Raw genomic sequence first — 17,779 nt, 5'->3', positions numbered from 1 at the left:
GAATTGCTCATGCACCGCATATTGTTGATTGACGACGACGCGCAATTAGGCGCTCCCCTGGCCACTTACTTCCAGCGTTTTGAACTGGAACTCGTTCATGCACTTCGGCCTAGCGATGGCTTGGCACAGCTGACGGTCGGCGGGTTTGACGCTGCCATCCTCGACGTGATGCTGCCCGAAATGGACGGGTTTGAGCTGTGCCGCACCATCCGCAAGCAGGGCGACCTGCCCATCGTGATGCTGACCGCGCGCGGCGAGGTGATGGACCGGGTGGTGGGGCTGGAGCTGGGGGCTGACGACTATCTGCCCAAGCCCTTTGAGCCACGTGAACTGGTGGCGCGCCTGCAGACGGTGTTGCGCCGGCGCAGGGCGCCGGGGCAGGGCGTTGCCGTGGGCGCGCTGGAGTTCGAGGGCCTGTCCATCGACGCAGCGCGCCGCAGTGTGCAGCGCCATGGTGTGGTGGTGGAGCTGACCGGCACGGAGTTCGACCTGTTGCACCTGCTGGCGCGCGAGCCCGGCAAGGTCTTCAGTCGCGACGACATCCTGAACCAGCTGCGTGGTCATGAGGCCGAGCTGTACACCCGCGCGGTGGACATCGTAGTGAGCCGGTTGCGCAAAAAGCTGGAGCCGCTGGACTGCATCAAGACATTGCGCAACGTGGGCTACTCCCTGGCTTTGCGCCGCGCTGCCCCATGAAGCAGATTTGTTCTCCCATTCACGACCCGAACTGCCCCTGGCACCGCCGGGCGCGCCACGCGGTAGGGCATTCGCTGCGCATTCGGCTGGTGCTGGTGTTCATGGCACTGGCCGTGACTGTGGCAGTCACGTTCATGGGCGGGGTGCAAAAGGCCGTGTCCGTAGGCTGGCGCGAGGCTGCGCGGCCGCTGCTGATGGACTATGTGGACCGCCTTGCCGCCGAGATTGGCAGCCCGCCGAGCATTGAGCGCGCGCAGGCGATTGCCAATCGCCTGCCACTGACCTTGCGCATCGACGGGCCGCAGATCCACTGGGCATCGCACCCCGACCAGCAGAACCCCGACTGGGTGAGCGACAAGGTCCGCCAGGAAGACCGCTGGACCGGGGACGAGAACGGGCACAGCCTGCTGCGCCGCACGACGGCAGATGGGCACCATATCGAGTTCGGCCTGAATGCGCTGTCCTGGGACAAGCGCCCGCGCATTGCGTGGGGCACGCTGACCGTGCTGCTGCTGCTCACGGCGCTGGCCTATGTATATGTGCGGCATCTGTTGCGTCCGCTGGACGACATCCGCCAGGGCGCGCAGCGCTTTGGCAACGGCAACTTTGCCCAGCCCATACCGGTGCGGCATGCCCACCGGCCGGACGAGCTGGGCCAGCTGGCCGAGACCATCAACACCATGGGGGATGACATCCACCAGATGCTGGAGGCCAAGCGTGCCCTGTTGTTGGCGATGAGCCATGAGCTGCGCAGCCCGCTCACGCGTGCCCGCCTGAACACGGAGCTGCTGCCCGAAACGACCGATGTGCAACCGCAGCGCCTGGCGCTCATGCGCGACCTGGGTGAAATGGCGGGCCTCATCACCGACCTGCTGGAAAGCGAGCGCCTGGCGGGCCGCCATGCGGCGCTGCATCGCGAGCCCACCGATGTCACCGAACTGGCGCGCGAAGTGGTGGCCGACCTGTGCTCCCGCCATGCCGGGGCCGCTGATATTGCCTTGCACGTGGCGCCGGACTTGCCCTCGGTGCGGCTGGACCGGTCCCGCCTGCGGCTTTTGCTGCGCAACCTGCTGGACAACAGCCTGCGGCACAGTGAGTCGGGTGCCTTTCCCCCTGAGTTGCATTTGCGGCTGGCGGATGAGGGCAGGGTGCTGGAACTGGAGGTGCGTGACCATGGGCGCGGTGTGCCCCCCGAGCACCTGCCACACCTGGCCCAGGCGTTCTACCGCCCGGACACCGCACGCCAGCGTGCCACCGGTGGCGTCGGACTGGGTTTGTACCTGTGCCGGCTGGTGGCGCAGGCGCACGACGGGCAATTGCACATGCGCAATGCAGAGCCCGGCCTGTCGGTCACCGTGCGTTTGCCGGTGGTGGAATAGGTCGCGAGCCGGCGGCATAGACAGGTTGGCCTTTGCGCTGGCAGGTGGCGTCGCACCGATGCGGCCAGGCCAGCGCACAGGCCTGGTGCAATGGGGAAGTGGACCTGCCAGCGGCCATGTCCGGCTTCTCAACGCAAATTGATGGCTTTTTTGTGCTGTGGCGCAGGTTTTTATTGCCCTGGTAGCTATCAAATCAGGAGTTGTTTCTGGTGCCCTGGACCACCAGAGAAGACGCCATCCTCCCTGGCCCCGTTCTTGCTAAAGATCGACACCCCCTCGCATGAATCGGATTTTTCGGTGTTTACCCTGTATATACAGGTATGCTGAAACTGTCATCATGGCTTCCGGTACGCAGGTGCGTTCCGGTGGGCAGGGCCAAGGTACTTTCTTCAAACAGGAGCAGATGATGACTCGATCGGTTGTGAAATGGACGTCGCTGGCAGCGGCAGCAGCATGCATGATGGCCCTGGCCGCACCGGCCCAGGCGCAGGACACCAAGATTGTGCTGGGCATGTCCGGCTGGACAGGTTTTGCACCGCTCACGCTGGCCGACAAGGCCGGCATCTTCAAGAAGAACGGCCTGGATGTGGAGATCAAGATGATTCCGCAGAAGGACCGCCACCTGGCCCTGGCCTCCAAGTCCATCCAGTGCGCCGCCACCACGGTCGAAACACATGTCGCCTGGAACGCCAACGGCGTGCCCATCGTGCAGATCTTCCAGATGGACAAGTCCTACGGCGCCGACGGCATTGCGGTGCGCGGCGACATCAAGGGCTTTGCCGACCTCAAGGGCAAGACCATCGGCGTGGATGCGCCCGGCACAGCCCCGTACTTCGGCCTGGCCTGGATGCTGAGCAAGAACGGCATGAGCCTCAAGGACGTGAAGACCACCACGCTGTCGCCCCAAGCGGCCGCGCAGGCCTTCGTGGCCGGGCAAAACGATGCCGCCATGACGTACGAGCCCTATCTGTCCACCGTGCGCGACAACCCTGCGGCCGGCAAGATTTTGGCCACCACGCTCGACTACCCGATGGTGATGGACACCGTGGGCTGCGACCCCACCTGGCTCAAGGCCAACGGCAAGGCCGCACAGGCACTGGCCAACTCGTACTTCCAGGCGCTGGACATGATCAAGGCCGACCCGACCAAGTCCAACGAGATCATGGGCGCTGCGGTCAAGCAGACGGGCGAGCAGTTCGCCAAGTCGTCGTCCTTCCTGCGCTGGCAGGACAAGGCCGCCAACCAGAAGTTCTTCGCGGGCGAGCTGACCACGTTCATGAAGGACGCCACGGCCATCCTGCTGGAGGCCGGCATCATCCGCAAGGCGCCTGAAGATCTGGCCGTCACCTTCGACGCGAGCTTCATCAAGTAAATAGACGGAAGAAGAGCGCTCCATGTCCGCCGTGCAACCCCTGTCCGTTACCGAGCCAAAGCCCGAGCAAAAAGCCGGACCACATGCCCCCGCGCGCCGGCGCTCGCTGGCCCCGCTGGAGCCTGTGAGCAGCCGATCCCGCTGGATGCTGGGGCTGGCTTTTTTCGCCCTGTTCGTGGCGGTGTGGGCGTTCTTCACGTTGGGCGGCTTCGTGTCGCCCACCTTCCTGGCCAGCCCCGTCACCATGGTGAAGGAAGGCTGGCTGCTATTCACCGAGTACGGCTTCATCAAAGACATCGGCATGACCATCTGGCGTGTGGTCGGTGGCTTCATCCTGGCCGCCATCATTGCCGTGCCGCTGGGCATTGTGATGGGCGCGTACAAGGGCATCGAGGCGTTCTTTGAGCCCTTCGTCTCGTTTTGCCGCTACCTGCCTGCGTCGGCCTTCATCCCGCTGTTGATCCTGTGGGCCGGTATCGGCGAGGCGCAGAAGATCCTGGTCATCTTCATCGGTTCGGTCTTCCAGATCACGCTGATGGTCGCCGTCACCGTGGGCGGCGCGCGGCGTGACCTGGTGGAAGCTGCCTACACCCTGGGCGCGGGCCACAAGGGCATCGTCACGCGCGTGCTCATCCCTGGCGCTGCGCCCGAGATCGCCGAGACCCTGCGCCTGGTGCTGGGCTGGGCCTGGACCTATGTGATCGTGGCCGAGCTGATCGGCTCGTCCAGCGGTATCGGCCACATGATTACCGACAGCCAGTCGCTGCTCAACACCGGGCAGATCATCTTCGGCATCATCATCATCGGCCTCATCGGGCTGGTGTCCGACTTCGCCTTCAAGGCGCTCAACCACCGTCTGTTTGCCTGGAGTTTTGTGCGATGAGCAGCGTATCCATCCAAGCCGTCTCGCGTGTCTTCGAGACTGCCAAAGGCCAGCGCACGCAGGCGCTGCAGCCGGTCGATTTCGAGGTGAAGGACAACGACTTCGTGACCATCCTGGGCCCCTCGGGCTGTGGCAAGTCCACGTTGCTGCGCATCGTGGCGGGGCTGGACCATGCCACCAGCGGCCGCGTGCTGCTGGATGGGGTGCCCGTCGAAGGCCCCGGCGCGGACCGCGGCATGGTATTCCAGAGCTACACGTTGTTCCCCTGGCTCACCATCGAGCAGAACATCCGCTTTGGCCTGCGCGAACGCGGTATGCCCGAGGCACAGCAAAAGGAACGCGCCGCGTACTTCATCGCCAAGGTCGGCCTGCGCGGCTTTGAGCAGCACTTTCCCAAGCAGCTGTCGGGCGGCATGCAGCAGCGCACCGCCATTGCGCGCGCGCTGGCCAACGACCCCAAGATTTTGCTGATGGACGAGCCCTTCGGCGCGCTCGACAACCAGACCCGCGTGCTCATGCAAGAGCTGCTGCTGGGCATCTGGGAGGCCGAGCGCAAGACCGTGCTCTTCGTCACCCACGACATCGACGAAGCCATCTTCATGGCCAACCGCGTCGCCGTGTTCAGCGCCCGGCCCGGCCGCATCAAGACCGAGCTGGCGGTGGACCTGCCGCACCCGCGCCACTACACGATCAAAACGAGCCCCGAGTTCATGGACCTCAAGGCGCGCCTCACCGAAGAGATCCGTGCTGAATCCATGGCGGCGGACCTGCACTGATCTGAACCTGCACCAGCCCCGCATCCACCCATGAGCGCCCGTCCTTCCCGCCGCACTGCAGCCAGTGCCCCGCGCAGCGCCACGCCCGCCAAGGCGGTGGTCGCCGTGGCTGCACCCGCGCAAGCCATGGCGCTGTACGAGCAGGTCAAGGACCACATCTCGCGCAAGATCCAGGAAGGCATCTGGCGTGCGGGCGACCGCCTGCCATCCGAGAACGAGCTGGTCACCCAGTTCGGCATCTCGCGCATGACGGTGAACCGCGCGCTGCGCGAACTGGTGGAGCAGGGCCGCATCGTGCGCGTGGCCGGTGTGGGCAGCTTCGTGGCCGAAGACAAGCCGCAGTCCACGCTGTTGCAGATTGCCAATTTGGCCAGCGAAATCCGCCAGCGCGGGCACGACTACCGCTGTGACGTGCTCACGGTGGAACGCACCTCCGCCACGCTGGAGGTGGCCGCCGCGCTGGACCTGCGCACGGGCGAGTCGGTGTTCCACTCGCTGTGCATCCACCGCGAGGACGGCCTGCCCGTACAACTGGAAGACCGCCACGTGAACCCGCGCCAGGTGCCCCAGTTCGTCGCGCAGGACTTCACACTGCTGCAACCCTCCGAATACCTGGTGCGCAACGTGCCCTTCGACCAGATCGAGCATGTGGTCGATGCCGTCATGCCCACCGCCGAGCAGGCCGCGCTGCTGGAGATGTCTCCGCAGGAGCCCTGCCTGCTGCTCACCCGCCGCACCTGGTCGCGCGGCGTGCCCATTACCGTGGTGCGCTGCCTGCACCCCGCCACCCGTTACCGCCTGGGCAGCCGCTTCCGCGCCGACGGCAATCCCGTCGCCGGTTGAATATGAAGCACCCCCTGAGTCGCTTCGCGCCTTCCCCCTCAAGGGGGACGACACCCTCGCTGCGGGGCGGCCCTTGCTCGGCGTCTCTCGCGGGTGCCCTGGCAGTTTCACCCGTAGCGGGATTGGCCAACAGGATTTGAAGAACGAATTAACGCTGTTATTTTTTGCTTGTACCTACTTGTATATACAGGATCAACGCCATGACACACAACGCTTCATCCCTCACCCTGCACCCCGGCCGCGTCACGCTGGCCGAGCTGCGCCGCATCCACGCGGGCCCTGTGCAACTGGTGCTCGATGCGTCGGCCCGCGCGGGTTTGCAGAAGTCCCTGGCCACGGTGCAGCGCATCGTCGATGAAGACCAGGTCGTCTATGGCATCAACACCGGCTTTGGCAAGCTCGCCAGCACCAAGATTGCGCACGAGCGCCTGGCCGAGCTGCAGCGCAATCTGGTGCTGTCGCACAGCGTGGGCACGGGCGATGCGCTGCCCGACGATGTGGTGCGCCTCATCCTGGCCACCAAGGCCGTGAGTCTGGCGCGTGGCCACTCGGGCGTGCGCCCCGAGCTGGTGGATGCGTTGCTGGCCATGGCCAACGCCAACGTGCTGCCGGTGATTCCGGCCAAGGGCTCGGTGGGCGCGTCGGGCGACCTGGCGCCGCTGGCGCACATGGCTTGTGTGCTGATTGGTGAAGGCCAGGCCAAGGTGGACGGCAAGGTGGTGCCGGGGGCAGAGGCCATGCGCTCCATCGGTTTGCAGCCGTTTGTGCTGGGCCCCAAGGAAGGGCTGGCGCTGCTCAACGGCACGCAGGTGTCAACCTCGCTCGCTCTGGCCGGGTTGTTCGGCGCCGAGAGCGTCTTTGCCGCCGCGCTGGTTGCTGGCTGCCTGTCGCTCGAAGCCATCAAGGGCTCTGTCAAACCCTTTGATGCACGCATTCACGAGGCACGTGGCCAGGCCGGGCAGATCGCCGTGGCCGCTGCCGTGCGTGCGCTGCTCGACGGCAGCGCCATCGACCCTTCGCACCCGAACTGCGGCCGCGTGCAAGACCCGTACTCCATCCGCTGCGTGCCGCAGGTGATGGGCGCGTGCCTGGACAACCTGCACCACGCCGCGCGCGTGCTGACCATTGAGGCCAATGCGGCTTCCGACAACCCCCTGGTGTTCGACAACGGGGACGTGATTTCCGGCGGCAACTTCCACGCCGAGCCCGTGGCTTTTGTGGCCGACATCATTGCGCTGGCCGTGGCCGAGATCGGTGCGATTTCTGAACGCCGCCTGTCTCTGTTGCTGGACCCAGGCCTGTCAGGCCTGCCCGCCTTCCTGATCCTCGACAGCGGCGTGAACTCGGGCTTCATGATCGCCCAGGTCACCGCCGCCGCATTGGCGGCCGAGAACCAGTGCCTGGCCAACCCCAGCAGCGTGACCAGCCTGCCCACATCGGCTAACCAGGAGGACCATGTCTCCATGGCCACCTACGGCGCGCGCCGCCTGGGCGACATGGTGCGCAATGCGGCGGTGATGGTCGGCATCGAGGCCATGGCCGCTGCGCAAGGCATGGAATTCGACCGCACCCTGAAATCCTCTCCGCTGATCGAAGCGCAATTCGCCGCCATCCGCGAGCGCGTGGCCTACCTGGAGCAGGACCGCTACCTCGCCCCCGACATCGAAGCCATGCGCGCATGGGCCCAGCAGTCCGCCTGGCCTGCAGCACTCACGCAATGCCTGCCCAGCTTCGCCTGATTTTCTCTACGCATACCCCATTGATTCACAGGAGCCCACCATGAACGCCAACGACGCCATCATCGCCGCCGCCTCCAACACCGACCCCCGCCACGACGCCAGCCGCGTGATCCGCGCGCCGCGCGGCAGCCAGCTTACTTGCAAGAGCTGGCTCACCGAAGCGGCCTATCGCATGATCCAAAACAACCTCGACCCCGAGGTGGCCGAGCGCCCCCAGGACCTAGTGGTGTACGGCGGCATTGGCCGTGCCGCGCGCAACTGGGAATGTTTTGACCAGATCCTCGCCTCGCTCAAGGACCTGAATGACGACGAGACCCTGCTCATTCAGTCAGGCAAGCCCGTGGGCGTGTTCAAGACCCATGCCAACGCACCCCGCGTGCTGCTGGCCAACTCCAACCTGGTGCCCAAGTGGGCCAACTGGGAACACTTCAGCGAGCTGGACCAGAAGGGCCTGTTCATGTACGGCCAGATGACCGCCGGCAGCTGGATCTACATCGGCACGCAAGGCATCGTGCAGGGCACGTACGAGACCTTTGCCGAGGCGGGTCGCAAGCACTTTGGCGGCTCGCTCGAAGGGCGCTGGATCTTGACTGCTGGCCTGGGCGGCATGGGCGGCGCGCAGCCGCTGGCCGCTACCTTTGCGGGCGCGGTGTCGCTCAACATCGAATGCCAGCAAAGCAGCATCGACTTCCGCCTGCGCACACGCTATGTGGACAAGCAGGCGCGTGACATCGACCATGCGTTCGAGCTGATCCAGCAGCACACGGCGGCCAAAGAGGCCGTGTCGATTGCCCTGCTGGGCAACGCCGCAGAGATCCTGCCCGAGCTGGTGCGCCGTGCCAAGGCCGGTGGCCTCAAGCCCGACCTGGTGACCGACCAAACCTCGGCCCACGACCTCGTCAACGGCTACTTGCCCGCAGGTTGGACGGTGGCCCAGTGGCGTGCTGCGCAGCAGGACGTGACACAGCACGAGGTGCTGAAGAAGGCCGCTGCCAAGTCCTGCGCCGTGCATGTGCAGGCCATGCTTGACTTCCAGCACATGGGCATCCCGGTGGTGGACTACGGCAACAACATTCGCCAGGTGGCGTTTGACGAAGGCGTGAAGGACGCCTTCGACTTCCCCGGCTTTGTGCCCGCCTATATCCGCCCGCTGTTCTGCGAAGGCAAGGGCCCGTTCCGTTGGGTGGCCCTGTCGGGTGACCCGGAAGACATCCGCAAGACCGACGCCAAGATCAAGGAACTGTTCCCCGAGAACAAACACGTGCACCGCTGGCTCGACATGGCGGGCGAGCGCATTGCCTTCCAGGGCCTGCCGGCGCGCATCTGCTGGCTGGGCCTGGGCGAGCGCCACATTGCGGGCCTGGCCTTCAATGAGATGGTGAAGAACGGTGAGCTCAAGGCCCCCATCGTCATCGGCCGCGACCACCTGGACACCGGCAGCGTGGCCAGCCCCAACCGCGAGACCGAAGGCATGAAGGACGGCACCGACGCCGTGAGCGACTGGCCGCTGCTCAACGCCTTGCTCAACACCTCGGGCGGCGCCACCTGGGTCAGCCTGCACCACGGCGGGGGCGTGGGCATGGGTTACTCGCAGCACTCGGGCATGGTCATCGTGGCCGACGGCACTGAAGCAGCGGCCCAGCGCCTTGCCAATGTGCTGGTCAACGACTGCGGCAGCGGCGTGATGCGCCATGCCGATGCTGGCTACGAACTGGCGGTGGAGACGGCCAAGAAGCAGGGCCTGAAGCTGCCCATGGTGAAGTGAAGGGGCGAGGGAGGGAATGACAGGAATGTGAAAAAAGGGAACTGCATTCCCATTCGTTGGGAATGTTGGGTTTGAATGCCGCTGCAATCCTTTGATACTGAGTCCATGCCCACCCGTGGACCCACCTCCGTTGCCGCCGCCGACCGTGTTCTGCACGTGCTGGCGGTGCTGGCACAGCACGGGCAGCCCATGTCGGCTGCCGAGCTGATGGAGGCCACGGGCCTGGCACGCAGCACGCTGTACCGGCAGCTCGCGCGGCTCAAGCTATGGGGCTTTGTGCTGGAGAGCAGCGGGCACTACGCGCCCGGGCCGCTCAGCCTGCAACTGGCGCTGGGCTTTGACATGGCGTCGCACCTGGTGCACCACGCGCGGCCGGACATGCAGGCCCTGGCCCGGCAGTCCCACGAGAGCGTGGGGCTGGTGGTGGCCGTGAATGACAGCGTGGTGTGCCTGGACATGGTGGACAGCACGCAGGCCCTGCGCTGCTCGTTTGAAAAAGGGCGCAGCGTGCCGCTTCGCGCGGGGGCCTCCGCCAAGTGCCTGCTTGCCCATGTGGCCCCGGCCACGCGCAATGCCATTCTGGACCTGCACTACGGCGCAGACACTGCTGAGCGCCAGGCGGCGCTGACCGAGCTGGAGGGCATTGCCAAGGCGGGTTACGCCGTCAGCTCCGGCGAAGTGGATGCCGGTGTCTGGGGCGTCAGCGTGCCCGTGTTCGGTTCTCCCCGGCAGGCCGCCGGAGCCATCACCCTGATGGCCCCGATCTTGCGGGCCCAGGGGCAGGAGACCGCACTCACCGGCATGGCCGTCGTCGCCGCAGCGCGCATTTCCCGCCAACTCACTTCTCCCTGATTTCCCTCACCCCTCCTCAGGAGCTTTCCCCATGAACCTTCGCCGCAACCTTCTTCTGGCCAGCCTGGCCGCCGCAGCCTTCTGCACCACGGGTGCACAGGCCCAGGACAACGTCCTGCGTGTGGGCACCGATGCCACGTTCCCGCCCATGGAGTTTGTCGAGAACGGCAAACGCACGGGCTTCGACATCGAGCTGGTGGAGGCCATTGCCAAGACCATGGGCAAGCAGGTCGAGTGGGTGGACATCGACTTCAAGGGCCTGATTCCCGGCCTGATTTCTAAGCGTTTTGACATGGCGGTCTCGGCCATCTACATCACCGACGAGCGCAAGAAGGTGGTGGACTTCACCGACTCCTACTATGCCGGTGGCCTGGTGGTGATGGTGAAGGCCGACAACAAGGCCATCAACAAGCTGGCCGACCTGGACGGCAAGAAGGTCAGCGTGCAGGTGGGCACCAAGTCGGTGGCGTACCTGACCGAGAAATTCCCCAAGGTGCAGCGTGTCGAGGTCGAAAAGAACCAGGAGATGTTCAACCTGGTGGATATCGGCCGCGCTGATGCTGCCGTGACCGGCAAGCCCGCCGCGTTCCAGTATGTGCGCACCCGTCCTGGCCTGCGCGTGCTCGACGAGCAGCTCACCACCGAAGAGTACGGCATGGCCCTGCGCAAGGACACGCCCGAGCTGACGAAGGCCGTCAACGGTGCCATCACCAAGCTCAAGGCGGACGGCTCCTATGCGGCCATCGTCAAGAAGTGGTTCAGCAACAGCGCTGCCAAGTAAGCCACACGTTGCCGAACTGAGCCATGGAACTCGATTTTTCTCCTGTCTGGGCCGGGTTGCCCCAGTTGCTGGCGGGTGCGCTGGTCACTGTGGAAATCACGGCTGCCTCGCTGCTGCTGGGCTGTGTCATGGGCCTGCTGGTGGGCATTGGCCGCCTGAACCCCAAGCGCCGCGTGGTCTACGCCCTGTGCACCGCCTACGTGGCCGCGATACGTGGCACGCCGCTGCTGGTGCAACTGTTCATCCTGTTCTTTGGCCTGCCGCAGTTCGGCATCCTGCTGCCCGCTTTTGTGTGCGGCGTGATCGGCCTGGGCATCTATTCGGGCGCCTATGTGTCCGAGGTGGTGCGCGGCGCCATCCAGTCCATTGACAAGGGACAGATGGAGGCGGCGCGTTCCATCGGCATGTCGTCGGGCCTGGCCATGCGCACCGTGGTGCTGCCACAGGCCGTGGTGCGCATGATTCCGCCACTGGGCAATGAGTTCATCGCGCTGATCAAGAACTCGGCGCTGGTGTCGCTGCTCACCATCCACGACCTGATGCACGAAGGGCAGAAGATCATCAGCGTGTCGTACCGCTCGCTGGAGGTGTACCTGGCGATTGCGGTGGTGTATTTCATCCTCACGGGTGTCACTTCGTTGGTGCTGCGCCGCATGGAGCTGCGCCTGCGTGCCGGGGGGATGGTGCAATGAAGAAAAATTCTGTGATGACCGGAGCAAGCCCATCCGCCGAGCCGATCGTGCGAATTCGCGGACTGCGCAAGTCGTTTGGCAACCATGTGGTGCTGAACGGCATCGACTTTGACGTGCTGCCGTCGCAGGTGGTGGTGGTCATCGGGCCCAGCGGCTCGGGCAAGAGCACCTTTTTGCGCTGCTGCAACGGGCTGGAGCAGCCCGAAGGCGGCACGGTCGAGATCTGTGGCCGCACACTGGTGCAGGACGGCCGCATGCTGCCCGACCATGACCTGAACGCCCTGCGCGAAGAGGTGGGCATGGTGTTCCAGTCGTTCAACCTGTTTCCGCACCTGTCGGTGCTCGACAACGTCACGCTGGGTCCGCGCAAGCTGCGCGGCCTCTCGCGCAAGGAGGCCGAGGAGCGCGCACAGGCCCTGCTGACCAAGGTGGGCCTGGCGCACAAGGCTTTGGCCATGCCTGCCAGCCTGTCGGGCGGGCAAAAGCAGCGTGTGGCCATTGCCCGCGCACTGGCCATGGAGCCGCGCGTGATGCTGTTCGACGAGCCCACGTCGGCGCTGGACCCGGAGCTGGTGGGCGAGGTGCTGCAAGTCATGAAGCTGCTGGCCAGCGAAGGCATGACCATGATGGTCGTGACGCACGAAATGGACTTTGCACGCGAGGTGGGCGACGTGGTGGTGGTGATGGACGGCGGCGGGATCATTGAGTCCGGCCAGCCTGCGACCATCTTCACCAACCCCACGCAGGAGCGCACGCGCTCCTTTCTGCAGGCGGTGCTCACGCGCGCCTGAGGCTGGGTGTGCGCGATGGACGACAACGGTCAATAGCCTACAAGGAGACAGCTCGTATGCACCCGGTTTCACCTGCCAGTGACCTGAGCCAACAACAGCACTTTCAACAGCGCTTGCAGGAGCGCCTGACCGCCGACGACATCGCGCGGTTTGACCGCGACGGCGCCATCTGCATCAAGCAGCTGCTCACGCCCGAAGAGGTAGCGCTGCTGCGCGACGGCATCGATGCCAACCTGGCCGCGCCCAGCCCGCGCGCCAAGGTGGCCAGCAGGCCGGATGACCCGGGCCGCTTCTTCGAGGACTTCTGCAACTGGCAGGACATCCCGCAGTTTGGCCGCTTTGTGCGCGACACGCCGCTGGCCCTGGCCGCGCAGCGCCTGATGCAGTCACGCACCGTGCGGCTGTACCACGACCATGTGCTGGTGAAGGAGCCTGGCACGCGCCAGAAGACGCCCTGGCACCAGGACCAGCCTTACTACAACATCGAAGGCAGGCAGAACGTGAGCATGTGGATACCAGTGGACCCGGTCTCGCGTGCGGCCACGCTGGAGTTTGTGGCGGGATCGCACAAGGGCCCCTGGCTCATGCCGCGCACCTTCATGGACAACCAGGCCAAGTGGTTCCCTGAAGGCAGCCTGCGGGACCTGCCCAACGTCGAGGCCAATCGCGATGCCTTTCCCATCGTGGGCTGGGAGATCGAGCCGGGCGACGTGGTGTGTTTTCACATGCTCACGCTGCATGCGTCCGGCGGGGTGGAGGGGCCCAATCGGCGCCGCGTGTTCTCGGTGCGCTTCTTGGGCGACGACACGCGCCACGCGCCCAGGCCGTGGAAGACCTCGCCCGAGTTCCCGGGGCTGGCGGACCAGCTGCCCGCTGGGGCAGCCATGGACCACCCGCTGTTCCCGCTGCTGGTGGACGGGAACGGTGTGCCGCAGGGTGAACGGGCGTGAAGCAGTTTCTGGACTTGGCCTCCACGCCCCCAGTGCCGTGGAAGAACGGCGGCGGCAGCACACGCGAGCTGGCGTGCTGGCCGCCCGGCGCGGGCATGGACAGCTTTGCATGGCGCGTGAGCGTTGCCACCATTGCACGCCCCGGGCCTTTCTCGGCCTTTGTGGGGGTGGATCGGCAAATCATGTTGCTGGATGGCGATGGCGTACATCTGCAAGGCACAGAAGGGCATTGGCAGCATGCGCTGACGAACCGCTGGGAGCCGTTTGCGTTCTCCGGCGAAGAGCCGGTGGACTGCCGCATGCTGGGCGGAGTTTCCACCGACTTCAACCTGATGCTGCGCCGGGGTGAGTGGACCGGGAACCTGAAGGTGCTGCGCGATGTGCAGCCGCCCGCTGAGGGGGCTGCAGCGGGTCTGTGCATGGTGCTGCAGGGCACCTGGCGATGCGAGGACTGCGATACCCACCAAGTGCGGATGCTGGCAGCGGGGCAGGGCCTGTGGTGGGTGAACGAAGGGGGCGAAGCAGCGCCGTCGATCACCCCTGTGTGCCGCGCCGAAAGCGGTGGGTCTGCCGACGATGCACCCGTGCTGGCCTGGGTGGCCTTGCGCAGGGGCCCTGCACCATAATTTGAATCAAATGGGCTGAAAGCGCTGGTGGAATATGCTCCATTAGCTATATAAACAATAGCAAATCAATCCATGAACACAGCAGCAGGTAGCAACAAGCAGGGCGTTGTCCCGCCAGCATCTTCCGCACCCAGTGCCGATGGCGTGTGGACCAACCTGCGGCCCGTGGCCGCGTTGTGGGCGACGGATGTGCCGGTGCCTGAGGGCGCGCTGGCGTGTGTGGTGGTGCAGGGCGGCACCGTGCAGTGGGTGGGCCCGCAGGCCCAGGCGCCAGCAGCCTTTGTGGCCTTGCCTCGCATTGACGGCAGGGGCGCCGTCACCACCCCCGGTCTGGTCGATTGCCACACCCACCTGGTGTACGGTGGGCAGCGCGCCAACGAGTTCGCGATGCGGCTGGCGGGTGCCACGTATGAAGAGGTGGCCAAGGCGGGCGGGGGCATCGTGTCGTCGGTGAGCGCCACGCGCGAGGCCAGCGAAGACGAGCTTTTTGCCCTGGCCGCGTCGCGCCTGCAGGCGCTGCTGGACGAGGGCGTGTGTGCCATCGAGATCAAGTCCGGCTACGGACTGGCGCTGGAGCACGAACGCAAGCAGCTGCGCGTGGCCCGCCGCCTGGGCGATGCCTTTGGCGTCACGGTGCGCACCACCTTCCTCGGCGCGCATGCACTGCCGCCCGAATACGCTGGGCGCAGCCAAGACTACACCGACCTTGTCTGCAACGAGATGCTGCCCGCACTGGCCGCTGAAGGCCTGGTGGATGCCGTGGATGTGTTCTGCGAACGCATCGCCTTTACGCTGGCCGAGACCGAGCAGGTCTTCCAGGCCGCGCGCAAGCTCGGCATCCCCGTCAAGCTGCATGCGGAGCAACTGTCCGACATGGGCGGCTCGGCACTCGCTGCGCGCTATGGTGCATTGTCGTGTGACCACATCGAGCACCTGTCGGCCGACGGCATCGCTGCGATGAAAGCCGCAGGCACCGTGGCCGTGCTGCTGCCTGGCGCCTACTACACACTGCGCGACACGCACCTGCCGCCCATCGCGGCATTGCGCGCAGCGGGTGTGCCCATGGCCGTCTCCACCGACCACAACCCGGGTACCTCGCCCGCGCTGAGCCTGCTGCTGATGGCCAACATGGCCTGCACGCTGTTCCGTCTGACAGTGCCCGAGGCGCTGGCGGGCATCACCACCCACGCCGCGCGCGCGCTCGACCTGCAAGACACCCACGGCCTCATCGCATCCGGCAGGCCCGCTCACTTTGTGCTGTGGCCGGTGGGCGAGGCGGCCGAACTGGCCTACTGGCTGGGCCAAAAGCCTGTCTGCACCATCGTGCGGCAAGGGCGCATTCACGGAGTCATGCCATGACGCAACAACTGTTCGCCGCCGATGCACTGCTGCCCACGGGCTGGGCGCGCAACGTGCTGATCACATGGGATGGGGCAGGGCGCATCACTGCCGTCACGCCCAACGCGCGGTCAAACGGTGCCGCCATGGCCCCGGGCCCCGTGCTGCCCGGCATGCCCAACCTGCACTCGCATGCCTTCCAGCGCGCGTTTGTGGGCCTGACCGAATACCGGGGCGAAAGCCAGGACAGCTTCTGGAGCTGGCGCAACCTGATGTACCGCTTTGCGGCACGCATCACGCCCGAGTCGCTGGAGGCTATTGCGACCTGGCTGTACGTGGAGATGCTGGAGGCGGGCTACACCAGCGTGTGCGAGTTCCACTACGTGCACCACGACCAGGACGGCACACCGTATGCCGACGATGCCACGCTGTCGCTGGCCCTGCTGCGTGCGGCGCAGAATGCGGGCATCGGCATCACGCTGCTGCCGGTGCTGTACCAGACGAGTGGTTTTGGTGCCAAGCCACCGCGTGCGGACCAGGCCCGCTTCATTCGCAGCACGGACAACATGCTCTCATTGCTGGAGCGCCTTGCACCCGCTGCAAGAGCGCAAGCGGCCGTTTTGGGGCTGGCGCCGCACTCGCTGCGCGCGGTGCCGCCCGGCAGTCTGGAGGTTGCGGTGCAGGGCCTCACGGCGCTCAACGCGCAGGCGCCCATTCACATCCACATTGCCGAGCAGACGCAAGAGGTTCAGGATTGTGTGGCCTGGAGCGGCCAGCGCCCGGTGCAGTGGCTGCTGGAGAACGCACCCGTGGACGAGCGCTGGTGTCTGGTGCACGCCACGCACATGACACCGCAGGAGTACCAGGACGCAGCGCGCACGGGCGCCGTGGCGGGCATCTGTCCCACCACCGAGGCCAACCTGGGCGATGGCATCTTCGACATGCCGCTTTGGCTTCAGCACGGCGGGCGCTGGGGCGTGGGCTCGGACAGCCATGCCTGCGTGAATGCGGCAGAGGAATTGCTGATGCTCGAATACGGCCAGCGCCTGTCGCTGCGCCAGCGCAATGTGCTGGCCACCGCTGCGCAACCCGAGGTGGCCACGGCCATGACCTTGCAGGCCGTGCAGGGCGGGGCGCAGGCCGCGGGCCGCGCCATTGGTGGCCTCGCCGTGGGCCAGCAGGCCGACCTCGTGGCGCTGGATTCGCAGCACCTGGCGCTGCGCGATTTGCCTGCGCACAGCATGCTGTCGGCCCACGTGTTTGGCAGCCACCGCACCTCGGCCATCGACAGCGTGTGGGTGGCGGGGCAGCGGCGCATCGCCAGCGGCCGGCACACGCTGCATGACGCCGCGGCCCATGCGTTCGTGGCCGCGCGCTCGGCCACCATTGCACCCGATTGACGCGTCCGATTGAATTCCTACCCCTGAGCTTGTGATGACAGATACCTCTCCACCTCCTTTTGTCCTTTACCCCGGCACCGCGCCGCTGCTGGTGTCGATGCCCCATGCGGGCACCTACGTGCCGCCAGCGCTGGCTGCGCGCTTCACCGATGAGGCCCGCCAGGTGCCCGACACCGACTGGCACATGGAGCGCCTCTATGCGTTCGCCAAGGACCTGGGCGCGTCCATCCTCGTGGCCACGCACTCGCGCTATGTGGTCGATCTGAACCGCCCGCCCGATGGGACCAGCCTCTACCCTGGCCAAAGCGTCACCGGCCTGTGCCCGGTCGATACGTTTGACGACACGCCCATCTATGCCCGGGGCGATGTGCCCGATGATGCCGAGGTGGCCGCGCGCCGCGATGCCGTCTGGGCGCCGTACCACGCGCAACTACGTGCCGAGCTGGACCGCATCCGCGCGCAGCATGGTGTGGCGGTGCTGTGGGACGCACACTCCATCCGCTCGGTGCTGCCGCGCTTCTTTGAAGGCAAGCTGCCCGACCTGAACCTGGGGACGGCCAACGGCGAAAGCTGCGATCCGGCGCTGGCGCAGGAGCTGCTGTCCATCGCCAAAGAGGCCCAGGGCTACACCGCAGTGCTCAACGGTCGCTTCAAGGGCGGCCACATCACGCGCCACTATGGGCAGCCCGCGCAGAACATCCACGCGGTGCAGCTGGAGATGACGCAGTGCAGCTACATGCAAGAAGCCTTGCCGTTTGACTATCTGCCCGATGTGGCGGCAGGCGTGCAGCCGCACCTGCGCCGCATGCTGCAGGCCACGCTGGCCTTTGCGGCAACGCAATCAGTTTGAAATGGGCACCCCGCGGCGGGAGGGATCGGTGCTAGTATGAACTGGT

The 17,779-nt window shown here is 65.8% G+C and carries 17 protein-coding genes; all 17 read left to right on the top strand.

Features of this window, described 5'->3' with window-relative positions; all coding sequences use genetic code 11:
* The first annotated feature begins 9 nt into the window (after nucleotides 1-9).
* The 17 genes from AC07X4_RS01370 (at nucleotide 10) to hutG (ending at nucleotide 17,733) form a co-directional block, all read left to right on the top strand.
* Nucleotides 10-696, top strand: coding sequence for a response regulator transcription factor (locus tag AC07X4_RS01370; protein WP_099730461.1), 687 nt, complete (start codon nucleotides 10-12; stop codon nucleotides 694-696).
* Entirely contained in the window at nucleotides 693-2,075 is a 1,383-nt protein-coding gene (locus AC07X4_RS01365) for a sensor histidine kinase (RefSeq protein ID WP_116750050.1), read from the top strand. The genes AC07X4_RS01370 and AC07X4_RS01365 overlap by 4 nt, the downstream gene beginning before the upstream one ends.
* A gap of 406 nt (nucleotides 2,076-2,481) precedes the next feature.
* Entirely contained in the window at nucleotides 2,482-3,447 is a 966-nt protein-coding gene (locus tag AC07X4_RS01360) for an ABC transporter substrate-binding protein (protein ID WP_440597982.1), read from the top strand.
* A 22-nt stretch (nucleotides 3,448-3,469) separates the two neighbouring features.
* Nucleotides 3,470-4,330 (top strand): ABC transporter permease, encoded by an 861-nt coding sequence (locus AC07X4_RS01355; protein ID WP_494739002.1) that lies wholly within the window; start codon nucleotides 3,470-3,472, stop codon nucleotides 4,328-4,330.
* Complete coding sequence (locus AC07X4_RS01350) at nucleotides 4,327-5,106, top strand: ABC transporter ATP-binding protein (RefSeq protein ID WP_056063613.1); 780 nt, start codon at nucleotides 4,327-4,329, stop codon at nucleotides 5,104-5,106. The genes AC07X4_RS01355 and AC07X4_RS01350 overlap by 4 nt, the downstream gene beginning before the upstream one ends.
* Before the next feature lie 30 nt (nucleotides 5,107-5,136).
* A complete protein-coding gene (gene hutC / locus AC07X4_RS01345) occupies nucleotides 5,137-5,949 on the top strand; it encodes a histidine utilization transcriptional repressor HutC (protein WP_494739001.1) in 813 nt (270 codons plus the stop codon).
* Nucleotides 5,950-6,149: 200 nt separating this feature from the next.
* Nucleotides 6,150-7,688 (top strand): histidine ammonia-lyase, encoded by a 1,539-nt coding sequence (gene hutH, locus AC07X4_RS01340; RefSeq protein WP_494739000.1) that lies wholly within the window; start codon nucleotides 6,150-6,152, stop codon nucleotides 7,686-7,688.
* Between the two features lie 40 nt (nucleotides 7,689-7,728).
* Nucleotides 7,729-9,453: a urocanate hydratase gene (gene hutU / locus AC07X4_RS01335; RefSeq protein ID WP_121942737.1), complete on the top strand. Its 1,725-nt coding sequence runs from the start codon at nucleotides 7,729-7,731 to the stop codon at nucleotides 9,451-9,453.
* Between the two features lie 105 nt (nucleotides 9,454-9,558).
* Nucleotides 9,559-10,305, top strand: coding sequence for an IclR family transcriptional regulator (locus AC07X4_RS01330; protein ID WP_233193768.1), 747 nt, complete (start codon nucleotides 9,559-9,561; stop codon nucleotides 10,303-10,305).
* 31 nt (nucleotides 10,306-10,336) lie between these two features.
* Nucleotides 10,337-11,086: a transporter substrate-binding domain-containing protein gene (locus AC07X4_RS01325; RefSeq protein ID WP_494738999.1), complete on the top strand. Its 750-nt coding sequence runs from the start codon at nucleotides 10,337-10,339 to the stop codon at nucleotides 11,084-11,086.
* Between the two features lie 23 nt (nucleotides 11,087-11,109).
* On the top strand, nucleotides 11,110-11,778 hold the full coding sequence (locus AC07X4_RS01320; RefSeq protein ID WP_010465675.1) for an amino acid ABC transporter permease: 669 nt from the start codon (nucleotides 11,110-11,112) through the stop codon (nucleotides 11,776-11,778).
* A gap of 14 nt (nucleotides 11,779-11,792) precedes the next feature.
* Nucleotides 11,793-12,569 carry an amino acid ABC transporter ATP-binding protein gene (locus tag AC07X4_RS01315; protein ID WP_494738998.1) on the top strand — a complete coding sequence of 259 codons (777 nt, stop codon included), beginning with the start codon at nucleotides 11,793-11,795 and terminating at the stop codon, nucleotides 12,567-12,569.
* Nucleotides 12,570-12,625: 56 nt separating this feature from the next.
* Nucleotides 12,626-13,519, top strand: coding sequence for a phytanoyl-CoA dioxygenase family protein (locus AC07X4_RS01310; RefSeq protein ID WP_494738997.1), 894 nt, complete (start codon nucleotides 12,626-12,628; stop codon nucleotides 13,517-13,519).
* Nucleotides 13,516-14,145 carry a HutD/Ves family protein gene (locus AC07X4_RS01305; RefSeq protein ID WP_494738996.1) on the top strand — a complete coding sequence of 210 codons (630 nt, stop codon included), beginning with the start codon at nucleotides 13,516-13,518 and terminating at the stop codon, nucleotides 14,143-14,145. Before AC07X4_RS01310 ends, AC07X4_RS01305 begins: the two co-directional genes overlap by 4 nt.
* A gap of 72 nt (nucleotides 14,146-14,217) precedes the next feature.
* Nucleotides 14,218-15,504 (top strand): imidazolonepropionase, encoded by a 1,287-nt coding sequence (gene hutI / locus AC07X4_RS01300; protein WP_494738995.1) that lies wholly within the window; start codon nucleotides 14,218-14,220, stop codon nucleotides 15,502-15,504.
* A complete protein-coding gene (locus AC07X4_RS01295; RefSeq protein ID WP_494738994.1) occupies nucleotides 15,501-16,883 on the top strand; it encodes a formimidoylglutamate deiminase in 1,383 nt (460 codons plus the stop codon). The genes hutI and AC07X4_RS01295 overlap by 4 nt, the downstream gene beginning before the upstream one ends.
* Nucleotides 16,884-16,917: 34 nt before the next feature.
* Nucleotides 16,918-17,733, top strand: coding sequence for an N-formylglutamate deformylase (gene hutG / locus AC07X4_RS01290; protein ID WP_056063581.1), 816 nt, complete (start codon nucleotides 16,918-16,920; stop codon nucleotides 17,731-17,733).
* Nucleotides 17,734-17,779: the final 46 nt, after the last annotated feature.

The organism is Acidovorax sp. GW460-11-11-14-LB4, from assembly GCF_059423685.1.
Note: the sequence above shows the minus strand (reverse complement) of the source record. Positions and strands in the feature narration are given on the sequence as shown.

What these genes read in the sequence shown, in the direction of transcription:
- AC07X4_RS01370 (WP_099730461.1), top strand. Translation starts at nt 10, where the DNA reads ATGCACCGCATATTGTTGATTGACGACGACGCGCAATTAGGCGCTCCC.
- AC07X4_RS01365 (WP_116750050.1), top strand. Translation starts at nt 693, where the DNA reads ATGAAGCAGATTTGTTCTCCCATTCACGACCCGAACTGCCCCTGGCAC.
- AC07X4_RS01360 (WP_440597982.1), top strand. Translation starts at nt 2,482, where the DNA reads ATGACTCGATCGGTTGTGAAATGGACGTCGCTGGCAGCGGCAGCAGCA.
- AC07X4_RS01355 (WP_494739002.1), top strand. Translation starts at nt 3,470, where the DNA reads ATGTCCGCCGTGCAACCCCTGTCCGTTACCGAGCCAAAGCCCGAGCAA.
- AC07X4_RS01350 (WP_056063613.1), top strand. Translation starts at nt 4,327, where the DNA reads ATGAGCAGCGTATCCATCCAAGCCGTCTCGCGTGTCTTCGAGACTGCC.
- hutC (WP_494739001.1), top strand. Translation starts at nt 5,137, where the DNA reads ATGAGCGCCCGTCCTTCCCGCCGCACTGCAGCCAGTGCCCCGCGCAGC.
- hutH (WP_494739000.1), top strand. Translation starts at nt 6,150, where the DNA reads ATGACACACAACGCTTCATCCCTCACCCTGCACCCCGGCCGCGTCACG.
- hutU (WP_121942737.1), top strand. Translation starts at nt 7,729, where the DNA reads ATGAACGCCAACGACGCCATCATCGCCGCCGCCTCCAACACCGACCCC.
- AC07X4_RS01330 (WP_233193768.1), top strand. Translation starts at nt 9,559, where the DNA reads ATGCCCACCCGTGGACCCACCTCCGTTGCCGCCGCCGACCGTGTTCTG.
- AC07X4_RS01325 (WP_494738999.1), top strand. Translation starts at nt 10,337, where the DNA reads ATGAACCTTCGCCGCAACCTTCTTCTGGCCAGCCTGGCCGCCGCAGCC.
- AC07X4_RS01320 (WP_010465675.1), top strand. Translation starts at nt 11,110, where the DNA reads ATGGAACTCGATTTTTCTCCTGTCTGGGCCGGGTTGCCCCAGTTGCTG.
- AC07X4_RS01315 (WP_494738998.1), top strand. Translation starts at nt 11,793, where the DNA reads ATGACCGGAGCAAGCCCATCCGCCGAGCCGATCGTGCGAATTCGCGGA.
- AC07X4_RS01310 (WP_494738997.1), top strand. Translation starts at nt 12,626, where the DNA reads ATGCACCCGGTTTCACCTGCCAGTGACCTGAGCCAACAACAGCACTTT.
- hutI (WP_494738995.1), top strand. Translation starts at nt 14,218, where the DNA reads ATGAACACAGCAGCAGGTAGCAACAAGCAGGGCGTTGTCCCGCCAGCA.
- AC07X4_RS01295 (WP_494738994.1), top strand. Translation starts at nt 15,501, where the DNA reads ATGACGCAACAACTGTTCGCCGCCGATGCACTGCTGCCCACGGGCTGG.
- hutG (WP_056063581.1), top strand. Translation starts at nt 16,918, where the DNA reads ATGACAGATACCTCTCCACCTCCTTTTGTCCTTTACCCCGGCACCGCG.